General features: G+C 50.8%; 19 protein-coding genes and 5 tRNA genes. 20 read left to right on the top strand and 4 right to left on the bottom strand.

Going from position 1 to position 23894, the window contains the following annotated elements:
- Window positions 1–192 precede the first annotated feature (192 nt).
- The 14 genes from ACSHSR_RS09785 to gloA all read left to right on the top strand — a co-directional run bounded on the left by ACSHSR_RS09785 (window position 193) and on the right by gloA (window position 10475).
- Window positions 193–268, top strand: a tRNA-Asn gene (locus tag ACSHSR_RS09785).
- 48 nt (window positions 269–316) lie between these two features.
- Window positions 317–392, top strand: a tRNA-Asn gene (locus tag ACSHSR_RS09780).
- Between the two features lie 22 nt (window positions 393–414).
- Window positions 415–490, top strand: a tRNA-Asn gene (locus ACSHSR_RS09775).
- Window positions 491–518: 28 nt separating this feature from the next.
- Window positions 519–594: transfer RNA gene (locus tag ACSHSR_RS09770), tRNA-Asn, on the top strand.
- Window positions 595–624: 30 nt separating this feature from the next.
- Window positions 625–700, top strand: a tRNA-Asn gene (locus ACSHSR_RS09765).
- An 87-nt stretch (window positions 701–787) separates the two neighbouring features.
- Window positions 788–2692 carry an EAL domain-containing protein gene (locus ACSHSR_RS09760; RefSeq protein WP_144131125.1) on the top strand — a complete coding sequence of 635 codons (1905 nt, stop codon included), beginning with the start codon at window positions 788–790 and terminating at the stop codon, window positions 2690–2692.
- Between the two features lie 115 nt (window positions 2693–2807).
- Window positions 2808–3386 carry an electron transport complex subunit RsxA gene (gene rsxA, locus ACSHSR_RS09755; protein ID WP_144131127.1) on the top strand — a complete coding sequence of 193 codons (579 nt, stop codon included), beginning with the start codon at window positions 2808–2810 and terminating at the stop codon, window positions 3384–3386.
- Between the two features lie 4 nt (window positions 3387–3390).
- Window positions 3391–3960, top strand: a complete 570-nt coding sequence (gene rsxB, locus ACSHSR_RS09750) for an electron transport complex subunit RsxB (protein WP_025010231.1) — start codon at window positions 3391–3393, stop codon at window positions 3958–3960.
- On the top strand, window positions 3954–6650 hold the full coding sequence (gene rsxC, locus ACSHSR_RS09745) for an electron transport complex subunit RsxC (protein WP_479631462.1): 2697 nt from the start codon (window positions 3954–3956) through the stop codon (window positions 6648–6650). The genes rsxB and rsxC overlap by 7 nt, the downstream gene beginning before the upstream one ends.
- Before the next feature lies 1 nt (window position 6651).
- Entirely contained in the window at window positions 6652–7704 is a 1053-nt protein-coding gene (gene rsxD, locus ACSHSR_RS09740) for an electron transport complex subunit RsxD (RefSeq protein WP_479631461.1), read from the top strand.
- 18 nt (window positions 7705–7722) lie between these two features.
- On the top strand, window positions 7723–8358 hold the full coding sequence (rsxG, locus tag ACSHSR_RS09735) for an electron transport complex subunit RsxG (protein ID WP_479631460.1): 636 nt from the start codon (window positions 7723–7725) through the stop codon (window positions 8356–8358).
- Window positions 8355–9050, top strand: coding sequence for an electron transport complex subunit E (locus ACSHSR_RS09730; protein ID WP_039033976.1), 696 nt, complete (start codon window positions 8355–8357; stop codon window positions 9048–9050). Before rsxG ends, ACSHSR_RS09730 begins: the two co-directional genes overlap by 4 nt.
- 9 nt (window positions 9051–9059) lie before the next feature.
- Window positions 9060–9701 (top strand): endonuclease III, encoded by a 642-nt coding sequence (gene nth / locus ACSHSR_RS09725; RefSeq protein WP_479631459.1) that lies wholly within the window; start codon window positions 9060–9062, stop codon window positions 9699–9701.
- 363 nt (window positions 9702–10064) lie between these two features.
- The gene (gene gloA, locus ACSHSR_RS09720; protein WP_025011617.1) at window positions 10065–10475 is read left to right on the top strand and encodes a lactoylglutathione lyase; all 411 of its coding nucleotides are present in this window, start codon (window positions 10065–10067) and stop codon (window positions 10473–10475) included.
- Between the two features lie 56 nt (window positions 10476–10531).
- Here gloA and ACSHSR_RS09715 read toward each other — a convergent pair whose 3' ends face one another.
- A complete protein-coding gene (locus ACSHSR_RS09715) occupies window positions 10532–13084 on the bottom strand; it encodes a TonB-dependent receptor plug domain-containing protein (RefSeq protein ID WP_071237443.1) in 2553 nt (850 codons plus the stop codon).
- A 704-nt stretch (window positions 13085–13788) separates the two neighbouring features.
- Complete coding sequence (locus tag ACSHSR_RS09710; protein WP_025011618.1) at window positions 13789–14124, bottom strand: Grx4 family monothiol glutaredoxin; 336 nt, start codon at window positions 14122–14124, stop codon at window positions 13789–13791.
- A 221-nt stretch (window positions 14125–14345) separates the two neighbouring features.
- On the opposite strand from ACSHSR_RS09710, the gene sodB reads away from it, so the two are divergent.
- The 4 genes from sodB (at window position 14346) to ACSHSR_RS09690 (ending at window position 19983) form a co-directional block, all read left to right on the top strand.
- Entirely contained in the window at window positions 14346–14930 is a 585-nt protein-coding gene (gene sodB, locus ACSHSR_RS09705) for a superoxide dismutase [Fe] (protein ID WP_479631458.1), read from the top strand.
- Between the two features lie 265 nt (window positions 14931–15195).
- The gene (locus ACSHSR_RS09700; protein ID WP_025011620.1) at window positions 15196–17130 is read left to right on the top strand and encodes a PrkA family serine protein kinase; all 1935 of its coding nucleotides are present in this window, start codon (window positions 15196–15198) and stop codon (window positions 17128–17130) included.
- Between the two features lie 51 nt (window positions 17131–17181).
- Window positions 17182–18450, top strand: coding sequence for a YeaH/YhbH family protein (locus tag ACSHSR_RS09695; RefSeq protein ID WP_187575545.1), 1269 nt, complete (start codon window positions 17182–17184; stop codon window positions 18448–18450).
- A 12-nt stretch (window positions 18451–18462) separates the two neighbouring features.
- Window positions 18463–19983 (top strand): SpoVR family protein, encoded by a 1521-nt coding sequence (locus tag ACSHSR_RS09690; protein ID WP_144166636.1) that lies wholly within the window; start codon window positions 18463–18465, stop codon window positions 19981–19983.
- Window positions 19984–20069: 86 nt separating this feature from the next.
- On the opposite strand, the gene fadR is transcribed toward ACSHSR_RS09690, so the two are convergent.
- Window positions 20070–20789: a fatty acid metabolism transcriptional regulator FadR gene (gene fadR, locus ACSHSR_RS09685; RefSeq protein ID WP_025011622.1), complete on the bottom strand. Its 720-nt coding sequence runs from the start codon at window positions 20787–20789 to the stop codon at window positions 20070–20072.
- Between the two features lie 321 nt (window positions 20790–21110).
- On the opposite strand from fadR, the gene nhaB reads away from it, so the two are divergent.
- Together nhaB and dsbB are read left to right on the top strand one after the other, a co-directional pair.
- On the top strand, window positions 21111–22700 hold the full coding sequence (gene nhaB / locus ACSHSR_RS09680) for a sodium/proton antiporter NhaB (protein WP_025887756.1): 1590 nt from the start codon (window positions 21111–21113) through the stop codon (window positions 22698–22700).
- 139 nt (window positions 22701–22839) lie between these two features.
- Entirely contained in the window at window positions 22840–23352 is a 513-nt protein-coding gene (gene dsbB, locus ACSHSR_RS09675; protein WP_025011624.1) for a disulfide bond formation protein DsbB, read from the top strand.
- An 88-nt stretch (window positions 23353–23440) separates the two neighbouring features.
- On the opposite strand, the gene ACSHSR_RS09670 is transcribed toward dsbB, so the two are convergent.
- Window positions 23441–23881 carry a YcgN family cysteine cluster protein gene (locus ACSHSR_RS09670; RefSeq protein WP_025887752.1) on the bottom strand — a complete coding sequence of 147 codons (441 nt, stop codon included), beginning with the start codon at window positions 23879–23881 and terminating at the stop codon, window positions 23441–23443.
- Between the last annotated feature and the right edge of the window lie 13 nt (window positions 23882–23894).

Genomic DNA, 23894 nt, shown 5'->3' with positions numbered 1-23894 from the left:
CCTGGCACATAAGTGTTTAGCCGTTATTTTTTAAGCAAAAAATATCCATAAAGCAGTTTTATCCATCACTGTGAGCATTAGATAAGCAATTAACAGCTTAATGACACTTTTTTTGGGGATGCGAGTTGACTCCACCCACAGAGCGATTTACTATGCGCTCCGTTCTCAGCGAGACAAGCGAGAAATTGCGATTCCCCTGTAGTTCAGTCGGTAGAACGGCGGACTGTTAATCCGTATGTCACTGGTTCAAGTCCAGTCAGGGGAGCCACTTCAAGCAAGTCTTATGAAAACAATAGGTTAATCCTAGCTAAATTATTCCCCTGTAGTTCAGTCGGTAGAACGGCGGACTGTTAATCCGTATGTCACTGGTTCGAATCCAGTCAGGGGAGCCAATTTAGTTAGCTTGAAATCTGTTCCCCTGTAGTTCAGTCGGTAGAACGGCGGACTGTTAATCCGTATGTCACTGGTTCGAATCCAGTCAGGGGAGCCACTTCAAGTTTGACCTAAGCGAAATCTGTTCCCCTGTAGTTCAGTCGGTAGAACGGCGGACTGTTAATCCGTATGTCACTGGTTCAAGTCCAGTCAGGGGAGCCACTTCGATTTCCGCTCAGCATCATATTCTATTCCCCTGTAGTTCAGTTGGTAGAACGGCGGACTGTTAATCCGTATGTCACTGGTTCGAGTCCAGTCAGGGGAGCCACCTCACCTCTTTCTGCGTTTTGTATTTATAACAAATACGTATACAATTTCGACAATCGTCTCGACATTGGTCTGAACTCAGATAAAGATGGGCATTTCGCGCTTTTTTCAACTGTTACTATTATTGGGGTTTCTGGCTACCGGCATGGTGCTGCTAAAGCAGGAGCGGCAGATTCTGGAGCAGGAAGGTAATGCCCTGTTGCAGCGATTACAACAAGCGCAGGAGCAAGCCCAGAACGCAGATGATGCCGCAATCCTTTACCGGCAGCTGCAGGACACTGCGCCGCTGCAGTTTTTCCAATATACAGATGACGCCGACGGCCAAAATAATCTTACCAGAGGCAGTTTCCTGCCTGAGATGAACTGGCAATATTATCTGTTGCCGTTGCAACTCGAATCCCAATACCGCTTCGCTTCCGGGCGGGTTTTACTTAAGCCCGACCTCAGCCCTCTTAGAGATCAAGGGATCCATACACTCTGGCTCGCAGGATTACGCTTACTGCCTCTTTATCTGGCCCTGGCGTTAATCTTTGCCTTGATGATGGGCCGTCATAAACGCGTCCTCAAATATGCGGCAGAGTATTTAACCAAGATGTCCCAAGGCCAGTTTGATTCTCTGGCACAGAGCCGCTTTCGGGGTGAACTCAAGCCCTTGGGGCAAGCATTGGAGCAAAGTCGGCAGCTGTTCAAGCAGCAGTTTGAGAAACTAGAGTCGGAAAATCTGGCATTGAAGAAGCTCGCCTATGAAGATCCGGTAACCGGCTTTGGCACCCGCCAGCACTTCACCGAAAAACTGCAGCAACTGTCTCTTTCCGGCAAATCACAAATTGGAGTGTTAATCCTGGTAAAAGCCACTGAGCTTGGTCATATCAATCAACTGCACGGCCGTCAGGGCGGCGATGACTATCTTGCCCGTGTCGCGGTTTGTATTCGCCGGGCACTCCAGGGCTACAAAAACAGCGAAAGCTTTCGTATTGCCAGTACTGACTTTGCCATCTTTATCCCCTCAATTGTGCTGAAAGACGCGCAAACCTTTGCCACCCAGCTCAAGCGTGAGCTGGAAGAGTATCAAGCAGAACTGCAAACAGACTCCATTGCCCATACAGGTATAGTGGCCTACGCCAGCGACAAAGATCCCATGGGTATTCTCGCCATGGCCGATACCGCCGCCAACGTCGCGCAAACCTTGGGCCCTAATGCGGTGCAGTTCCAGGATAAGAATATGCTGGATGAAAAACTCGGGGATAACCGCTGGAAACTGGCCATTGAAGACTTGCTGAAGCGCCGGGCGCTCAAGTTTTACCAGCAACCCATTCAGCCCTGTCGCAGCGAGGTAGATGGCTACCGGGAGTTGTTGGCACGCTTTTACAACAGTGAAGGCAAGTTTCTACCTACAGCCACGGTGATCGCCATGGCCGAACGTCACAGCATGAGTCAGGAACTGGATAAACTGGTACTGCTCAGCGCCTTGAAACTACTGCAGAGCCTGCCAAACCTCAGCGGTAATATCGGTGTCAATCTGAGCCCGGGTTCAGCCTCCAAAGAAAACTTTATAGCCTGGGCCCGAGATCTGCTCTCCAAACACCCGAGATTGGCCTCAAGGCTGGTGTTTGAGATCAATGAAGCAGGTATGCAGGGCAATCTGGCCGCCAGTCACAAGTTCGTTCGCGCCATGCACAGCGTTGGCTGCAGGGTATCGGTAGAACGCTTCGGCATGGGCTTTACCTCATTCAAATTCTTCCGAGAGGTGCGCCCCGACTATATCAAACTGGATCCCAGCTATACCCAGGCAATAGATGAAGACACCAATAACCAGTTCTTTGTCCGTATGTTGGTCGATGTGGCTCGCCGCAGTGGTGTCAGGGTGATAGCCTGCGGCATCGAGCGTCAGGAAGAGAAGATGGTGGTGGAGAAATTGCTGGTCGACGGCATGCAGGGCTTCTATATCGCCAAGCCACAACAGCTGGATCCCGCCGAAATGAACAGAAATTAATGCCATTTATGGCCAAATACGGGCGCAAAGAAGGTAAACCCTGCTTTCTATATGTTGTTTATGACCACTGAAACACTGATAATAACCGCTAAGAAATCACAACGCCTGTAATGAGATGAGTGAGTATCTCCTGTTGTTGATTGGCACTGTGCTGGTCAACAATTTTGTATTAGTGAAATTCCTTGGCTTATGCCCGTTTATGGGGGTGTCCAGCAAGCTGGAATCTGCCATAGGTATGTCCATGGCAACCACCTTTGTCATGACCTTGGCTGCCATTCTCAGCTATCTGGTCAACCAGTATCTGCTGCGGCCCTTCGATCTGGGCTACCTGCGCACCATGAGCTTTATTCTGGTTATCGCCGTGGTGGTACAGTTCACCGAAATGGTCGTACAGAAAACCAGTGCGACTCTGCATAGGGCGCTGGGGATCTACCTGCCGCTTATCACCACCAACTGTGCCGTATTGGGTGTGGCCCTGCTGAACATCAATGAAAACCACGATTTTATGCAGAGTGCCATCTATGGTTTTGGCGCTGCCGCCGGGTTTTCACTGGTGCTTATCCTGTTTTCGGCGATGCGCGAACGTCTGGCGGCGGCCGATGTCCCAGCGCCTTTCAAAGGCAGTGCCATCGCCATGATCACCGCCGGCCTGATGTCGCTGGCCTTCATGGGCTTTACCGGTTTAGTCAAATAGAGTTATGTCTTCCATGCTAATTGCAGTCATTTTATTGTCTCTGCTGGCGCTGGTATTCGGCGTTTTACTCGGCTTCGCCGCCGAGAAGTTTAAAGTTCAGGGCAATCCGATAGTGGATCAGGTCGAAGCCCTGTTGCCACAAACCCAGTGTGGTCAATGCGGCTACCCTGGTTGCCGCCCCTACGCCGAGGCCATAGCCAACGGCGAGAAGATCAATCGCTGCCCTCCGGGCGGTACCGCCACTATGGAGAAACTGGCCGATCTTATGGGGGTCGATCCCGAGCCTCTCGATGCCAGCGTTGAAACCCAGGTCAAAAAGGTCGCCTACATTCGTGAAGAGGAATGTATCGGCTGTACCAAATGTATTCAGGCCTGTCCGGTAGACGCCATTATAGGAACGGGCAAGCTGATGCACACAGTCCTGACCAGCAACTGCACCGGCTGCGATCTCTGTGTTGAACCCTGCCCTGTGGATTGTATCGATATGATCCCGGTGAAACAGGATCTGAAAACCTGGGACTGGCAGCTTAACGCAATTCCAGTGAAGTTGGTGGAAGAGGACAAGCCGTGCTGACATTACTCGAACAGTTGGATAAAGGAACTCAGTGGCGCCTGACCGGCGGAATTCATCCGCCGCAGGTGAAAGACCTCTCCAATGGCAGCCCTATTGGGCGTCTACCACTTGCCAGTGAATTCTTATTGCCCGTACCTCAGGTTGGTGACAGCGCCGTGCTCGAAGTCAAAGTCGGCGACAGAGTGCTCAAGGGCCAAGCGCTGACCCGCGGACTGAGCGCCATGTATCTGGCGGTGCATGCCCCCACCTCAGGCATCATTCGCGCCATAGAGCAAAGACCCAGCAACCACCCTTCTGCCCTGCCGGTATTGACCTGTGTGCTGGAAGCCGATGGCCAGGATCAAGCCATAGATTTTGATCTGCAAGACATCGCAGCATTGAGCCGCGAGCAGATCCTCAGCCGCATTCGCCAAGCCGGGATAGCCGGATTGGGCGGCGCCATGTTTCCGGCCCACATCAAACTCAACCCCGCCAGTGAGATTGAACTGCTGTTGATCAACGGCGTGGAATGCGAGCCTTATATCAGCGCCGATGACAGATTGATGCGCGAACACGCCAGGGAAATTCTGGATGGTATTGAAATTGTTCACGGGCTGCTAAATCCCAAACGGGTGATTATCGCCATCGAGGATAACAAGCCCGAAGCCGTACAGGCGATGCAGCAGGCGCTTGATAGCTGCCAACTGCCCAAGGGAAGTATCAGGATCACTGTGATCCCGACAAAATACCCTTCCGGCGGTGAAAAGCAGCTGATCCAGATCATTACCGGGCAGGAAGTGCCTTCCGGCGCCATTCCGGCGCAACTTGGGATAGTAGTGCACAACGTAGGCACCGCCTTCGCCATTCGTGAAGCCGTTTGCCTGGGTAAGCCTCTCATAGAGCGGGTCGTCACAGTAACCGGCGGCAATATTCCAAAGCCGGGTAATTACTGGGTGCCACTGGGCACGCCCATAGCCCATATACTTGAGCAAAGTGGCTTCACCCCCAGCGGTCAGGATACCGTCATCATAGGCGGCCCCATGATGGGCCACACCTTACCCCTTATCAAGGTGCCGCTGCTCAAAGGCAGTAACTGTATTCTGGTGCCATCTGCCAGCGAGATCAGCCCTCCAGCCGAGGAGAAGGCCTGCATTCGCTGCGGTGAATGCGCTCAGGTGTGCCCGGCATCTCTATTGCCCCAGCAACTCTACTGGCACAGTAAAGCCGAAGAATATGACAAGGCCAGCGCCTACAACCTCAGAGACTGCATCGAATGTGGCTGCTGTAGTTATGTTTGTCCGTCGGATATTCCTCTGGTGGAGTATTACCGCATTGCCAAGGCGGCCATTAAGCGTAATCACGAAGAGAAACAGCTGGCCGAGCAGGCCAAGCAAAGATTCGATGCCAGGCTCAAACGGCTGGAGGCCGAGAAACAGGCCCGGGAAGCCAAAGCCAAGGCCGCAGCCGATAAGCGCCGCGCCGCCATGGGCAGTGGTGAGAAAGACGCCGTCGCCGAAGCCATGGCCAGGATCAAGGCGAAAAAAGCCGCAGAAGCCTCTGTGGTGGCCGCCGAAAGCCCGGCAGAAAAAGCCGTCGAAACTGCCGAGTCGGCAGTTATCCAGCCAAAGGCGGACAAGAGAAAGAGCGATGTCGCGGCAGCGATTGCCAGGGCCAAGGCCAAAAAGACCGCTGCACAAGGCACTGTTCCTGCTGAAGAAGTTGCTGATGCGACTACAGATAATGCAGCTGAAGGCACAACACCTGGCTCGGACAAGAAAGCTCAGATCGCAGCCGCTATCGCCCGCGCCAAGGAGAAAAAGGCCGCTGCAGCCTCAGGGCAGGCCGAAACTGGCACTTGCGAAACTCAAGATGCACAGGCCAACAGCACTCAAGCGACAGCCGCCGAAGCAAGCCAAACCGTAAGCGATGATAGCAAGCAGGCCCGTATCGCAGCAGCGGTTGCCAGAGCCAAGGCCAAGAAAGCCGCGGCTGCGTCTGAGTCAACTCCAGCAACGGATGTCGACGGAGGATCAGCGCAAGGTGCCGAAGTAAACCAAGTCGCAAGCCAAGCAGCAAAACAAGCCACAAGCGACGATAGCAAGCAGGCTCGTATCGCGGCGGCGGTTGCCAAAGCCAAAGCCAAGGCCAAGAAAGCCGCGACTGCATCTGAGTCAACTCCAGCAACGGATTTCGACGGAGGATCAGCGCAAGGTGCCGAAGTAAACCAAGTCGCAAGCCAAGCAGCAAAACAAGCCACAAGCGATGATAGCAAGCAGGCTCGTATCGCGGCGGCGGTTGCCAAAGCCAAGGCCAAGAAAGCCGCGGCGGCGTCTGAGTCAGCTGAATCAATTGCGGCCGATGATAACGGTGGGAAACAAGCGCAAGCCGCCGAAGTAAACCAAGTCGCAAGCCAAGCAGCAAAACAAGCCACAAGCGATGACAGCAAGCAGGCTCGTATCGCGGCGGCGGTTGCCAAAGCCAAGGCCAAGAAAGCCGCGGCGGCAAGTGAACAACCACAGGACAAAGGCGCGGTAAATACGCCTGTTTCGGCTGAAAGTCGGCCTCCAAGCGAGTCGACAACCGCTACCGAGCCCACGTCCGCTGGTAGTACCCCGTCTGATGACAGTAAACAGGCGCGTATTGCCAGGGCAGTAGCCAAAGCCAAACAAAAGGCCAAAGAGAAGGCGCTCAGCGCACAGGAGAAAGATTGATATGGCGTTTAAAATAGCCTCCTCCCCCCATGTCAGCCGGTCGCTGCAAACCAGCACTGTGATGCAAAGGGTGCTGCTCTGCGCCCTGCCCGGCCTGGTAGTGCAGTGTGTATTTTTTGGTTGGGGCAGCCTTATTCAGGTACTGCTGGCTGTGACGGTCGCTTTGATTTCAGAGGCCGCCATCCTCAAGTTGCGTAAGCGCAAGGTACTTTCGACTTTGTCGGATAACAGCGCGGCTCTGACAGCAGTTCTTATCGGTATTGCCGTACCGCCACTCGCCCCTTGGTGGATGGTGGTGATAGGTACAAGTTTTGCCATCATCATGGTCAAACAGCTGTATGGCGGTTTGGGAAACAACCTGTTCAATCCGGCCATGGCCGCCTATGTACTGCTGTTGGTGGCCTTCCCGGTACAGATGACCAGTTGGGTCGCACCGGCGACTGTTGCCCAGCACTCTCCGGATTTTCTCACCAGTTTGCAGGTGATTTTCGGCGCCAGCCAAGGCAGCGTTGCCGAGTACTTCCAGCTCGGTATCGATGGCGTCACCATGGCGACACCACTCGATACGCTGAAAACGGATCTATCTATGGGAATGACCACCACCGAGAGCCTGCAAAAACCGATTTTTGCCGGCACTATCAACAGTGGCTGGTTCTGGGTCAACCTGGCCTACCTGTGCGGCGGCCTGGCGCTGTTGAAGATGAAGCTTATCCGCTGGCATATCAGTGTTGGTGTATTGGCATCGCTGTTTATCTGTAGCGGCTTTGCCTATGCGCTTGGGCCAGATACCCATGTCAGCCCGCTTATTCACCTGTTCAGTGGCGCCACCATGCTGGCGGCTTTCTTTATTGCCACAGATCCTGTAACCGCGCCCGCCAGTAACCGGGGCCGATTGATCTTCGGCGCCCTTATCGGCCTGGTGGTTTACCTTATCCGAAGCTTTGGCGGGTACCCTGACGCCTTTGCTTTTGCGGTGCTGCTGGCCAACCTGTGCGCCCCTTTGATCGACTACTATGTCAAACCCCGAGCCTATGGCCATCGTGCCGGACATTGATAGCAAGAGAGATAGACAGTGCAAAAATCCATGTTGAAAAATGGCCTGCTTTTAGGCCTGTTTGCCCTGATATGCACCGCAGTGGTGGCGGTTGTCAATGACAGTACCCGGGATGCGATTATGGCTCAGCAAAAGTTGGAGCTCAGGCGCACTCTGGAGCAGATCATCCCTAATGAACTGCACGACAATCCGCTCGAGGAAAGCTGCATTCTATTGCAGGACAGAGACGCCCTGGGCACGACTCAGCCCATGCCGGCCTATATCGCTACCCAAAATGCCCAGCCAGTCGCCATTGCCATCGAAACCATAGCCCCAGATGGCTACAATGGTGAAATACGCTTGATCATAGGTATCAAGACTGACGGCACTGTGCTTGGGGTTCGCACCCTGTCGCATCAGGAAACCCCTGGGCTGGGTGACAAGATTGAGCGCAAAAAATCTGATTGGGTGGACAGCTTTATCGGCAGAAAGCTTCAGGGCAGTGATGACAAGGCCTGGCATGTGAAAAAAGACGGTGGTGAAATCGATCAGTTTACCGGGGCGACCATTACCCCCAGGGCCTACGTCAAGTCGATAAGAAATACCCTGGCCTTCTTTGAAGCCAATAAGCAGGCCCTCTTTTCGCAATCACAGACATGTGAGGCAAGCCAATGAGTTTATATCGTGATATCGCCTGGCAAGGCTTGTGGAAAAATAACCCCGGACTGGTGCAGATGTTGGGACTCTGCCCCCTGTTGGCGGTGACCTCTACCTTTACCAACGCCCTGGGGCTCGGACTCGCTACCGCAGTAGTGTTAATTGGTTCCAACACCACAGTATCCCTGGTGCGCAACTTTGTCCCCAAAGAGATCCGCATCCCCATCTTTGTGATGATCATTGCCGCACTGGTAACCGCAGTGCAGTTGCTAATCAATGCCTACGCCTACGGCCTCTACCTGTCTCTCGGTATTTTCCTGCCGCTTATCGTAACAAACTGCGTCATCATAGGCCGCGCCGAAGCCTTTGCCTCGCGTAATTCACCTATGGATGCCGCCTTTGACGGCTTGATGATGGGTATTGGCTTTACCTTGGTATTGATGGTGCTCGGTGGCGGCAGGGAAATACTGGGGCAAGGCACCCTATTTGACGGCGCCGATCTGCTTCTTGGGCCTTGGGCTGCGAGCCTGCGCATTGAAGTCTGGCAAGTCGATACCCCCTTCCTGCTGGCGATGTTGCCTCCCGGTGCCTTTTTGGGTATGGGACTGCTGATTGCCCTGAAAAACGCAATCGACAAGAAACTCGCCGATCGTCAACCCAGAGAGCAAACTGCGCCAGTGGAACGCGCCAGGATCACCAAAGTCAACTGAGGTCATTGAGTGAACAAAGACAAGAGACGGGCGATACTCGAACGCCTGCGGGACAATAATCCTCATCCCCAGACAGAGCTGAATTATTCCAGCCCTTTTGAATTACTGGTGGCGGTAACGCTTTCGGCGCAGGCAACCGACGTCAGTGTCAACAAGGCCACTGACAAGCTGTTTCCGGTGGCCAATACCCCACAGGCTATCGCAGACCTTGGGGTTGATGGGCTGAAGGAGTATATCAAGACCATAGGGCTCTATAACAATAAGGCCATCAATGTGGTGGCACTGTCCAAGATCCTTGTCGAGCAGTACAACGGCGAAGTCCCTGAAAACCGCGAGGCGTTGGAGTCTCTGCCCGGGGTCGGCCGTAAGACGGCCAATGTGGTGCTCAACACCGCCTTTGGTTGGCCAACCATAGCGGTCGACACTCATATTTTCCGGGTCAGCAATCGCACCCGCTTTGCGCCGGGGAAAAATGTGCAGGAAGTAGAAGATAAACTGCTCAAAGTGGTGCCAGCCGAGTTCAAAGTTGACGTCCACCACTGGCTTATTCTTCACGGGCGCTATACCTGCATTGCCAGAAAGCCCCGCTGCGGCAGTTGTCTGATTGAAGATCTGTGTGAATTCAAAGAAAAAATCTATCCGGAAGATTAATCCAGAAACGACAATGCCGCCCTAAGGCGGCATTGGCTTACATATTCTTGCTCAGCGCCAATCAAAAAATCTGTACAATCATAGCGGCGAAAACGATTGCAATTACCAAGGTAGATCCAATAGCCATTTTCAATTCTGTAGTCATGCTTGTCTCCTGCATCCAGCTAAGATAGGGTTAACACCATTATTAATGAAGCAGACACAAATACCATGTTTATTTCATGGATTTGTGAACTGGCTATCAAGTTCGCAGCGGTCAGAGCCAATCCATTTGGGAGAGATTCTCAGTTCGCTGAATATTGCTTGATTATCCACGCTACGGAAACTCATTCAGTTTCCGCTATAGAACCAAAAGAGGTAGTAATGTCACAAGTTCTGCATACCATGCTCAGGGTCGGTAACCTTGAACGCAGCATCCACTTCTATACAGAAATCATGGGAATGAAGCTGCTGCGTCAATCAGAAAACCCTGAATATAAATATACCCTCGCCTTCGTCGGCTACGGCGAAGAATCAACCGGCCAGGCAGTCATAGAGCTCACCTACAACTGGGGAACAGAGCAATATGATATGGGTAATGCCTTTGGACATATTGCCATAGGCGAAGAAGATATCTACGCCCGCTGTGAAGCCATCAGCGCCGCCGGTGGCAAGGTTATCCGCGCCCCAGGCCCTGTTGCCGGCGGAACCACTGAAATCGCTTTTGTTGAAGATCCTGACGGTTACAAAATCGAGCTTATTCAAATGAGCTCGGCTGAGCACGGCCTGGGTTAAACAATCAGACATTAAAAAAGCGCCCGAAGGCGCTTTTTTTCATTCCATGATATGGCTTAGAACTTGTAAGTCACACCACCGTAGATTTGACGACCGATAGTGTCATAGACTTCAGGTACCGTACCCGCATCACTACCATTGGACACAAATGAAGGTTCTTCATCAGTTAAGTTCTTAACACCCAGTGAAGCTGTGAAGCCATCCGTGAAGTGATAAGTACCGACAATGTTGTGGTACATTACAGCATCAGCCTTTGCAACTGCAGTGAACGGTTTATCATTCTGATCGTAATCAGTATAGATATCATCCATCTTACCTATATAACGGTTGTAATACATCAAACTCCAATCGCCACGACTTGCCTGAATACTGAAGTTGTTACGAACTTCTGCATAAGCGCCAAAGTTACCATCGATAGTACCGTCATAGGCAACGCCATCTTGCTCAAACTCCAGCAGATAGGTCAGGTCATTGTTGATCTTCCAATCCAGCCCCAGACCTTCAAAGCTGTAAGCCAGGTTGAAATCGATACCACTGGTATTCTGGCTACCCACGTTGGTTAGAGGGTTGGTGAAGTTGGACAGATCGCCATCCATAGTGATCTTGAAGGTATCACAGGCAACCTGGTTACCAGCGTGACAGTCATTCAAGCCTTTCTGGGCATCCAGACGGGTAATGGCATTGCTCACCCGGAAGCGCCAGTAGTCCAGTGTCAGAGACATGCCATCGATAAAGCGTGGCGAGTAAACCAGACCGGCAGTGTAAGACTCAGACTCTTCCGGTTGCAAATCTGGGTCTGATGTTCTGTTTACCAGGATCTGTGGATCTTGTTCATTGCCCCATGGATCAGTCAGATAGTCATAAGACCCTGTGTTACCACCGTAGAGCTCGCTGACGTTTGGCGCCCGGAAACCGGTAGCCGCCACGGCGCGCAGCATCAAATCATCTGTGGCTTCATAGGTCAGACCTATCTTCCAGGTCGTTGCCTTGCCGAAAGTTGAGTAGTCATCGAAACGCAGGGCAAATTCACCGGTCAGTTTTTCAGTGAAAGGTACACTGACTTCCTGATAGATAGAGATAACGTCGTAATTACCATCAGTTGGGTCTTGCTGGGCGGCAGTACCGTCACCGGCAACAATCACAGGATCTGGGTTAAAGTAACCACTGTCGTAACGGTATTCGGCACCGATAGCGAAGCTGACAGGACCGGCACTCAGATCAAACAGCTCACCACTCAATACGCCGGCAACCACGTGTTGTTCGTTACCACCATCATTGCGCTCGGTGAAACCGATGTCATTGATGATCTCTTGAGTCAGCGGGGCACCACTAAGCCAGGCATCCAGATTGTTGTAGACAGAGTTTTCCATCTTCTTGGCATTGATGGAGTTTTCAACCCAGGTATCGGCCTTGTTTTTGCCATAAGTGTAGGAAAGATCCCAAGTCATACCCGTGTTGACATCGAGTGTGCCCTGCAGGCCAATCGAGGCGCGCAGAGTATCGATGTCCTGGTTGTAGATACGAGGGCCTACATCATTGGTACGGCGACGGTAGTTAACACGGCCGGTTTTATCGGCCTTGATGCCGGCGTCCAGCATGGACTGATCCAGGGTGATACAACGGTCAGGATCTATCCCTGTTTGGCCACAAACACCCAGCATAATATCGGCAGGCTGAGCGGCCATTTGCTGATCTGACTTACGCTTGGTGTACAGAATATCACCTGTCAGTACCAATTCATTGCCCAGCTCCTGGATCATGTTGGCAAACAGACTATAGCGTTTACTAGGCGTCTGGAACCAGCTGTCTTGGGTATAGTCGTAACCTGTGCTGCGCTCAACCCAGTTGCCGTTGGCATCTTTAACCATACCAGCCAGAGAGCCGGTTGGAATGAAGGAACTGGCACCTGGCTCGGTCCAGTCACGGTCGCCCTGAATAACACCGCGACGGTCAGAGTAAGCCGCACCAAAGGTATAGTTACCGCCGTTGTCTGTGTTGAAACCGTACAGCAGGCTCAGTTCGCCGTTTTCACCGTCGCCCTTATCGGTTCCGCTGCCGTTGAAATCCAGCTGGAAGCCTTCAAAATCTTTCTTGGTGATGATGTTGACCACACCGGCAATAGCATCTGAGCCGTATACCGCCGAGGCGCCATCCTTAAGAATCTCTACCCGGGCAATCATCGCTACTGGGATTGAGTTCAAGTCCACTGCACTGTCTGCACCTGAGCCTGAGTTCACCATACGGCGGCCATTGAGCAGTACCAGAGTACGTTCAGCACCCATACCACGCAGATCAACCTGAGCCGCGCCATTGGCACCATTGTTGGTGGTTGAACCTACAGCCGCACCGGCCATAGAGGTCTGAGCCTGCAGCAGTTGGTCAACAGAAGTGAAGCCTTCTGCACGAATAGCATCAGCACTGATCACTGTCACTGGAGAAGCGGTTTCCATATCCTGACGCTGGATACGTGAACCTGTTACTTCGATACGTTCTACCTTGGCACCGTCTTCTGCGGCGTAAGCCACCTGAGACACAGATGCAGCTCCCGTTGAAACCGCAGCAAACAGAGCCAGTCTGACTGCGCCAGTCAGCTTATTGGTTCTTGTCATTTTAAACTCCCTTACTTCCTGGTTTGTTTTTATTTTCACCGCGCTTATTAACACGGCGTTGCCAAGATACTGTCGCCTCGTTTCAACATCGTCAATAACAGGATTTTAATCTGACAAACCCGCAAATGTTTAATTTATGTTTTACATTTGTTTTATTTAATGACAAATAGAACCCGCCTATCCTACAGCGAATAGATATGCAGCCAATTACCGAGAGTTGTTAAAAAATAAACTTTGATTTTTTGTTAATTTTCAGCATATTAATTAACATTACCCATCTCGCAAAGTGTGATGGGTGTCACACTTTTAATTGTTTCCACACTGATACATCACAGTAAATAGTCGAAATTTTTCTCAATACAATTCCCTGCCTTGAATCATCGCAAAAGCCTTAATTGCATATACAACAAGCCTGACCAGTCACATTTGGTAAGTAATAAAACGATACAGATAATACATTTGTTGCAATCTTGTTTTGTTTTGAGGTTACCCCAAACTGCTTTGGTAGTCTTTTATGCTGCAAACAACAGGATTTAATCGGCAGATAAGTGGCCAATAAAACAAAAATCAGAGTAGATTGTTAAAATGAAAGGTAATTTAAGATGATGACACCTATCGAAGATAGGCGCGCAAAAACGGGCAGAAAAAAGGCCGGAATATATCCGGCCTCATCTTTTAAATGCTTAAAGGTACTGAAATTAACCTTAGGCTTCATCCTGCTTGTACTTGGCAGCAGTGTCCTTGATCAAGGTCTGTAACTCACCTTTTTGGTACATCTCGGTCAGGATATCGCAACCACCGACCAGCTCACCTTCAACCCACAACTGAGGGAACGTTGGCCAATTGGCATACTTGGGCAGTTCAGCACGGATATCAGGATGCTGCAAAATATCAACAAACGCGAACTGCTCGCCGATATTGATCATGATTTGAGCCACCTGAGAGGAAAAACCACAGCTGGGTAATTTGGGCGAACCTTTCATGTAAAGGATGATGGGGTTTTCAGCGATTTGCTGCTTAATTTTTTCAACAGTTTCCATTTACGTTCCTGAGTACGACACTATATTTGATTCACTATTGTACGCGAGAGAAACGCAGAACAAAATCACACTATTTGTAAGGTTATTTAGTCATTTGATTTTTCAATGATGTCAATCTGCTCAATCACTCAAACAATGATTCACTTCACAAATTTTATCGGTACAATAGATGGCAGTGAGCAAGTCTGAAAATGATAAACCAAGTCCATGGAGAGATACTAATGGCTTTCGAATTACCTGCATTACCATATGCCAAGAACGCACTGGAACCCCACATTTCTCAGGAAACCATCGAATACCACTACGGTAAGCACCACAACACTTACGTGGTTAAGCTGAACGGTATGATCGAAGGCACTGAATTTGCCGGCAAGACCCTGGAAGAGATCGTAAAAACCTCCAGCGGCGGTATTTTCAACAACGCCGCTCAGGTTTGGAACCACACTTTTTACTGGAATTGTCTGGCGCCTAACGGCGGCGGCGAAGCCACTGGTGCTGTAGCCGAAGCTATCAATGCTGCTTTCGGTTCTTTTGAAGCCTTCAAGACTCAGTTCACTGAGTCTGCTGTCAACAACTTTGGTAGCGGCTGGACCTGGCTGGTTAAAAAGGCTGATGGCACTGTCGCTATCGTTAACACCAGCAACGCGGCCACTCCGCTGACTGATGCTTCAGTGACCCCACTGCTGACCGTTGACGTTTGGGAGCACGCTTACTACATCGACTACCGTAATGTTCGCCCTGACTACATGGCGCACTTCTGGCAGTTGCTGAACTGGGACTTTGTTAACCAAAACTTCGCCGGTTAATAATACTCAAACTGAGTGCCTGAAAAGGAGCCTTATGGCTCCTTTTTTATTGCCCATAAGCACTCTCCAACAAGCCGACCGCACATCAACAAGCTCACCCTCCGGCAGTAATTCACAAGTGCAACTATTGCTTTTGCAACTATTTGCCTTTGTTTTTATTTATGTTTTTTGACATGAAGCATGAATTAGTGTCTAAGATTAATGGTAGGCAACTGCTAAAGACAGTTCCCTTCCCAGACATATTTGGCGTTTCAGGGGGTTTAAAATGGGCATATTTGAGCACTACCAACAGCGCTATGAGAAGAAACTCGATGAAGAATACACATTACAGGAGTTTCTCGATATCTGTAAGCAAGATCGCAGCGCCTACGCTTCGGCTGCAGAAAGACTGCTTATCGCCATCGGCGAGCCGGAAGTGGTCGACACTTCCAAGAATCAGGTTCTGAGCCGGATATTTTCCAACCGCTTAATCTCTCGCTATCCCGCGTTTAAAGACTTCTACGGCATGGAAGATGCCATAGAGCAGATAGTCTCCTACCTTAAACACTCGGCCCAAGGGCTGGAAGAATCCAAGCAGATCCTCTATCTGCTGGGACCTGTCGGTGGCGGTAAATCTTCGCTGGCAGAGAAGCTCAAGGCTTTGATGCAGCAAGTCCCCATCTATATTCTTAGCGCCGATGGAGTCAGAAGTCCGGTCAACGACCACCCTTTCTGCCTGTTTGATGCCGAGGAAGATGGCAAGTTGCTGCAGGAAGAATACCAGATCCCGACCCGTTACCTGCGCAGCATAATGTCGCCCTGGGCGGTCAAGCGCTTGCATGACTTTGGCGGCGATATCTCCCGCTTCCGGGTCGTTAAGGTATTCCCTTCGGTGCTGGATCAAATTGCCATCGCCAAGACTGAACCCGGTGATGACAACAACCAGGATATCTCTTCTCTTGTGGGCAAAGTCGACATTCGCCAACTGGAGCACTTTGCCCAGAATGATGCCGATGCCTACTCCTATTCAGGAGCACTGTGCCGTGCCAACCAGGGTTTAATGGAGTTTGTGGAGATGTTCAAGGCGCCGATCAAGGTGCTGCACCCACTGCTGACCGCCACTCAGGAAGGTAACTATAACGGTACCGAAGGCTTATCGGCCCTGCCCTTTAACGGCATTATTCTGGCTCACTCCAACGAGTCTGAATGGAGCAGCTTTAAAAATAATAAAAACAATGAAGCCTTCCTCGACCGTGTTTATATCGTTAAGGTGCCTTACTGTCTGCGCGTGTCGGAAGAGATCCAGATTTACCGCAAGCTTATCGCCAATTCAGAACTGACCAAGGCGCCCTGTGCCCCAGGCACACTGGAGACCTTGGCTCAATTCAGCGTGCTCTCAAGGATCAAAACCCCGGAGAACTCCTCTGTCTACTCCAAGATGCGGGTCTATGACGGTGAAAGCCTCAAGGATACCGATCCCAAGGCCAAGTCTTACCAGGAATATCGAGACTATGCCGGGGTCGATGAGGGGATGCACGGACTGTCGACCCGCTTCGCGTTCAAAATCCTCTCCAAGGTCTTTAACTTCGACCACTCTGAAATTGCCGCCAACCCGGTGCATCTCTTCTATGTACTGGAGCGGCAGATAGAGCAAGAGCAGTTCCCTTCCGATACCGCAGAAAGGTATATGGAGTTTCTGAAGGGCTATCTGATCCCTAAATATGTTGAGTTTATCGGTAAGGAGATCCAGACCGCTTATCTGGAATCTTACTCGGAATATGGTCAGAACATCTTCGACCGCTATGTCACCTATGCCGACTTCTGGATCCAGGATCAGGAATACAGAGACCCGGAAACCGGCCAACTGTTTGACCGGGCCGCACTCAACGCCGAATTGGAGAAAATTGAAAAGCCGGCCGGGATAAGTAATCCCAAAGACTTCCGCAATGAGATAGTCAACTTTGTGCTCAGGGCAAGGGCCAATAATGATGGCAACAACCCGCAATGGACCAGCTATGAGAAACTCAGAACCGTGATAGAGAAGAAGATGTTCTCAAATACGGAAGATCTCCTGCCGGTCATTTCTTTCAACGCCAAGACCTCCACAGACGATCAGCGCAAGCATGATGATTTTGTCAATCGTATGATGGAGAAAGGCTACACCAAGAAACAGGTGCGCCTGTTGTCCGAGTGGTACTTACGGGTACGTAAGTCCTCATAGCTGTGCCCTTTCGGGGCTCTCGGGCCCCGGTATTTGCTTTGGGAGGTGCGTATGGCGAACTTTATCGACAGGCGGTTGAATGCCAAAGGAAAGAGCACGGTTAACCGTCAGCGGTTTATTAACCGTTATAAACAACAAATTAAAAAAGCGGTTAGTGATGCCGTCACTCACCGTAGCGTCACAGATGTCGACAAGGGAGAAAAAATCAGTATCCCCACCAAGGACATCAGCGAACCCGTATTCCATCAGGGTCGCGGCGGCGTGCGTGAGCGAGTGCATCCGGGCAACGACCAGTTTACCCGCGGCGACAAGATAGACAGGCCTCAGGGCGGCGGTGGTGGTGGCAGCGGCAAGGGCGACGCCTCGGACTCAGGCGAGGGTCAGGATGACTTTGTATTTCAAATCTCCAAAGATGAGTACCTCGAGCTCTTGTTTGAAGATCTTGAGTTGCCCAACCTGCAGAAAAACCGCCTGAACAAACTGGTGGAATATCAAACTTACCGAGCCGGTTATACCAATGATGGTGTGCCCTCAAATATCAATATCGTCCGCTCTTTGAGATCCTCTCTGGCGCGGCGCACCGCCATGTCCGCAGACAAGAAACGGCGACTGCATGAACTGGAAAACGAACTGGCAGAGTTGGAAAACACTCCGGGTGCCAGTGCCGAGCGGATATTGCAGCTCAAAGAGGAGATTGAAGAGCTTAAACAGCGCATCGCCAAGGTGCCCTTTATCGACACTTTCGATCTGCGCTACAACAACTTTGCCAAGCGGGAAGTGCCCACCAGTCAGGCGGTGATGTTCTGTCTTATGGATGTCTCCGGCTCCATGGATCAGGCCACCAAGGATATGGCCAAACGCTTTTATATATTGCTGTACCTGTTTCTGACCCGCACTTATAAGAATCTTGAGGTCGTTTATATCCGTCATCATACCCAGGCCAAAGAAGTGGATGAACACGAGTTCTTCTACTCCCAGGAAACGGGCGGCACCATAGTTTCCAGTGCACTGAAACTGATGTACGAAATTCAACAGGAGCGTTATCCGGCCAATGAATGGAATATCTATGCCGCCCAGGCATCCGATGGTGACAACTGGGCCGATGATTCACCCACCTGTTATCAGATCCTCGAAACACAACTGCTGCCCGTAGTACGCTATTTCAGCTACATAGAAATCACCAACAGGGCGCATCAGACGCTCTGGCGTGAATATGAAACCCTGCAAAAACAATTCGACAATATGGCGGTACAACATATTCGTCAGGCAGAGGATATCTATCCCGTATTCAGAGAGTTGTTCAAGAAGCAGGCGGTTTAGGGGGAAGCGATTATGAGCAAAAAGAAAACACGCCAGCCATTGAGTGACGGGCCTGAATGGACTTTTGAGCTGCTGGAAACCTATGAAAAGGAAATCGCCCGGGTCGCGGAGCATTATCGTCTGGGGACCTATCCCAATCAGATAGAGGTGATCACCGCCGAGCAGATGATGGACGCCTACGCCAGCATAGGCATGCCCATAGGGTATACTCACTGGTCCTTCGGTAAGCGTTTTATCGAAACCGAGCAGGGTTACAAGCGCGGCCAGATGGGGCTGGCCTATGAGATAGTCATCAACTCCAACCCCTGTATCGCCTATCTGATGGAGGAAAACACCCTCACCATGCAAGCCTTGGTGATAGCTCACGCCTGCTTTGGCCATAACAGTTTCTTCAAAAACAACTACCTGTTCCGCACCTGGACAGATGCCGGCTCCATCATTGATTACTTGGTCTTTGCCAAGCAATACATCAGTGAATGCGAGCGTAAATATGGCATAGATGAGGTGGAAAACCTGTTGGACTCCTGCCACGCCCTGATGAATTATGGCGTCGACCGCTACAAGCGCCCAACAGAAATCTCGTTTCGTGAAGAGCAGGCACGCCAGAAAGAGCGCGAGGCCTATCTGCAAACCCAGGTCAACGATCTCTGGCGCACCATCCCCTCTCAGCAGACCAAGGAGGAAGCCAAACAGCAAAAACGTTTTCCGTCAGAGCCACAGGAAAACATTCTCTACTTTATCGAGAAGCACGCTCCGCTGCTGGAGCCCTGGCAACGGGAGTTGGTGCGTATCGTACGCAAGATGGGGCAGTATTTTTACCCGCAACGCCAGACCCAGGTGATGAACGAGGGCTGGGCCACCTTCTGGCATTACACCTTGCTCAACCACCTCTATGACGAAGGTCTGGTTACCGACAGATTTATGTTGGAGTTTTTACAGAGTCACACCAATGTGGTGGCTCAGCCCCCCTACAACAGCCCTTATTACAACGGCATTAACCCCTATGCCCTGGGGTTCAATATGTTCTGCGACATTCGCCGTATCTGCGAACAGCCAACAGACGAGGATAGATATTGGTTCCCGGATATCGCCGGCAGCGATTGGTTGAAAACGCTGCATTTCGCCATGGAAAACTTCAAGGATGAAAGCTTCATCAGCCAGTATCTTTCCCCCACCATCATCCGCAAGTTCAAGCTGTTTGGTGTGCTTGATGATGAAAGCAAAAACTATCTGTCGGTATCTGCCATTCATGATGAACAGGGATACCGGGAGATCAGGCAAATTTTGTCTTCACAATATAACCTGTCCAATAATGAACCCAATATCCAGGTTCATAATGTCATGGTCAATGGCGATCGCTCGCTGACACTGAGGTATATCCCCAGCAAGGGCATCCCTCTGGCAGACAGTTGCCGGGAAGTACTCAAACACCTGCACCGTCTTTGGGGCTTTGATGTCACTCTGGAGCAGAAAGAAGATGATGGCGAGATAAGAGTACTGGCCTCGTGCCCGGACAGAAGCGAATTGATTTAGGCAGCTTTGGTCATAGAAAACCCTGGACAATAAAAAAGACCGCTAATAGCGGTCTTTTTTATTGTGTGCCAACGGCTCATCGGCAACTATTGATTGTCCTGGGCCATCTCCAGCGGCATGGCATCGCGCAGTTTCTGCCACATAATGCCACTGTCGATACCGTAAGCGCGCATCAAAGCAGGCACCTGGGTATAGTTTTTATCTTTAGCCAGGATTTCAAGCTTTTGATAGAAGGCCAGTGCCAAGGCTCTTGCTTCCTGACTACTGAAGTAGTAGCGCCCGACTCTGGCATACAGTCCCTTGAAACCATTGAGGATCAGCACGTACAGCGGGTTACCTGATGAAAACGCCAAGGTGTGATGCAACTGGTAATCAAATTCGGCATAGGCCTCGGCCTCATCTTCCAGCTCGTGGATTTTTGACAGCACTTCCACCGCCGTCTCAGGATTATGCCGTAGTGCGCCACGGAAGTAGATGGCACTGACATTGGTTCTGGCCGACAGCAGTTGGTCAACCAATACCGGGAAACCTTCGGGATTCAGATCGGCAATGGTCTCCAAAATATTCAGGCCAGAGGTTTCCCAGAAATTATTCACCCGGGTGGGTTTGCCATGTTGAATCGTCAACCAACCGTCACGGGCCAAACGCTGCAGCACTTCCCTGAGTGTTGTACGGGTCACACCGATCAGCTCTGATAATTCCCGCTCCGCAGGAAGTATGGAGCCGGGGGGAAATTTATTTTCCCAGATTGAACGCACTATATATTTCTCTGCAAAACTTGCAGGTCCTTTGGCATTGATTATCATCAGCCCGGTTTTCCGATTGTTAGCATTATTCTGGCCACAGATCATACCAGAGCGACGAAAAATGAAAACCACCAGATCACTGATGAAAAATTCAACCCTGCCAAGCTCTCAATAACTGCTATAAAAGTGACCAGGTTCAAATCAGTTGTCACTGAATTTTGCGTTAGAGATCCGCTTTTTGAAATCCCTGTATACCCTAATCATTACATTGAGTTTATCTTTAGGCTAGACTGAACTACGCAAATTTTACCGTTCGTCAACCAAAGACGTAACTACCACACTTAATAACAGATTCACTTATAACAGATTAGAGAGGAAGACATGCCTGCTACACCGATTCAGGCTTTTATGAGTAACTTCTTGGGCAACTCGCCCAAGTGGTACAAGCTTGCGATACTGATTTTTCTTATCATCAACCCGATACTCTTCAGTATCAACCCCTTTGTTGCGGGCTGGTTTTTGGTCGTGCAGTTTATCTTCACTCTGGCCATGGCGCTTAAATGCTATCCTCTGCAACCCGGTGGTTTATTGGCGATTGAGGCCGTGTTTATCGGTATGACCAGTCCCAGCCAGGTACTGCACGAGATTGAAGCCAACCTCGAAGTACTACTGCTATTGGTATTCATGGTGGCCGGTATCTACTTTATGAAGCAGTTGCTGCTTTATGTATTTACCAAGATGATCACCAAGGTGCGTTCCAAAATGGTCGTATCCCTGATGTTCTGTGTTGCCTCAGCCTTCCTGTCTGCGTTCCTCGATGCCTTGACAGTTATTGCGGTTATCATCGCTGTAGCAGTCGGTTTCTACTCCATCTATCATAAGGTCGCATCCGGTAAAGATTTCAGCGCCGATCATGACCATACCTCTGACGGGAATGACCAGCTTAACGCCCAAGAGTTGGAAGACTTCCGGGGCTTCCTGCGTAACCTGTTGATGCACGCCGGTGTCGGTACCGCCCTCGGTGGTGTGTGCACCATGGTAGGTGAGCCGCAAAACCTGATCATCGCCGCCCAGGCTAACTGGCAGTTCTCTGAATTCGCCTTGCGGATGTCACCTGTGACTGTACCCGTATTCTTTGCCGGTATCCTCACCTGTGTCTTGGTGGAAAAATTCCGTATCTGTGGTTATGGCGCCCAACTGCCAGACGCTGTACACAAAATTCTGGTGGAATTTGCCGCCCATGAAGATGCCCACAGAACCAGCAAAGATAAGATGAAGCTGGTTATCCAGGCTCTGGTCGGTGTATGGCTGATTGTCGGTCTGGCCTTCCACCTGGCATCGGTTGGTCTTATCGGTCTTTCAGTTATCATCCTGACCACTGCCTTCAACGGTATTACCGATGAGCACGCTCTGGGTAAAGCCTTCGAAGAAGCCCTGCCCTTTACCGCTCTACTGGCAGTATTCTTCGCCGTGGTGGGTGTGATTATTGACCAAGGCCTGTTTGCTCCTGTTATTCAATGGGCTCTCGGCTTTGAAGGCAATATGCAGCTGGTTATCTTCTATGTTGCCAACGGCTTGTTGTCCATGGTCAGTGATAACGTGTTTGTGGGTACCGTTTATATCAACGAGGTGAAAGCCGCGCTGATTGATGGCCAGATCACCCGCGATCAGTTTGACCTGCTTGCCGTTGCCATCAACACAGGAACCAACCTGCCATCAGTGGCTACCCCTAACGGTCAGGCGGCCTTCCTGTTCCTGCTGACTTCCGCTCTGGCTCCCCTCATTCGTCTCTCTTATGGCCGCATGGTATGGATGGCACTGCCTTACACTATCGTGTTGTCCATTGTTGGTGTACTGGCAATTGAGACAGGTTTCCTGGAGCAGATGACCCAATACTTCTACGACTCAGGCATGATCCTGCACCACAGTGCTCAGGAAGTGCTCGGTAAAGGTGCGGCCGTAGGCCATTAGTCTATGTATTGACTGAACCTTTTGGTTTCAGTAGAGTCCAAAAAACGCCCCTCTAGGGCGTTTTTTTATGGGTGTCATATCCATCTGAGGAGTTATCCCACCTCGCCTTGGACTGATGGGTAATCAATGGAGAATAGTTTTGACAGCAATGATACGTTTCGCCCACTCCCGCATGGCCTGGGGAATTCTGGCGCTCAGCGCCCTGTCTCTGGAGCTGGCTGCGTTGTACTTTCAACATGTGATGCACCTCGAGCCTTGCGTCATGTGTATTTACCAGCGTTTGGCCGTATTGGGATTGCTGCTGGCCGGCATCATAGGCTTTCTTGCGCCGAGTGTACGTCCAGTGCGACTTGTGGCGGCCTTGCTGTGGGGGGTAAGCGCCAGTTGGGGACTGAGATTGGCCATTGAACTCAACGATATGCAGCAAAACCCATCGCCTTTTTCCACCTGTTCATTCCTGCCGGACTTCCCCTCCTGGATGCCACTGCATGAATGGCTGCCTTCGATATTTATGCCAACAGGCATGTGCACTGATATTCCCTGGAGCTTTATCGGCATCACTATGTCGCAGTGGATGATTGTTGCTTTTGCCACATATCTGGTAGCACTGATGCTCTATGTTGTACCTATTCTGAGCAAGGGCCGTAACTAGGTATTCAATTCAAGCTAGCGGGTTTCCTATGAGCATAAAAAAGCCAAACAATCGTGTTTGGCTTTTTACTCTTGATGCCTGGATGACATCAATCCAAGTCCTTCAGTGGCCAGAGTACAATATGATCTTCAAGATCGCGCACTTTACTCTCGCAAAGCGTCTTGCCCTTCACCGACATCCCTACTTCGTGCATGGCATCCTTGGAGCCGGTCAAAAGTGGATGCCAGGAAGGCAATGGCCGCCCCAGATACAGACGCCGATAAGCACAACTATCCGGCAGCCAGTCCAGCTCACCGATATTCGTCGCCGTCACCGCGGTGCACAGAGGCACAAATTCAAAGCGTTTTTCATAGTGAATGCAGCTGCAGTCTTTATCAGACAACAATTTGCAAGCCGCATTGGTATAGTAAAGCTCATCGGTTTCATCATCGATGAGCTTATTGAGACAGCATTTCCCACAGCCATCACAGAGAGACTCCCACTCATCCGGAGTCATTTCGGCCAGGGTCTTGGTTAACCAGAAGGACATAAATTTGTTGGTT

It is taken from the genome of Shewanella sp. VK101 (genome assembly GCF_056497865.1).
Note: the sequence above shows the minus strand (reverse complement) of the source record. Positions and strands in the feature narration are given on the sequence as shown.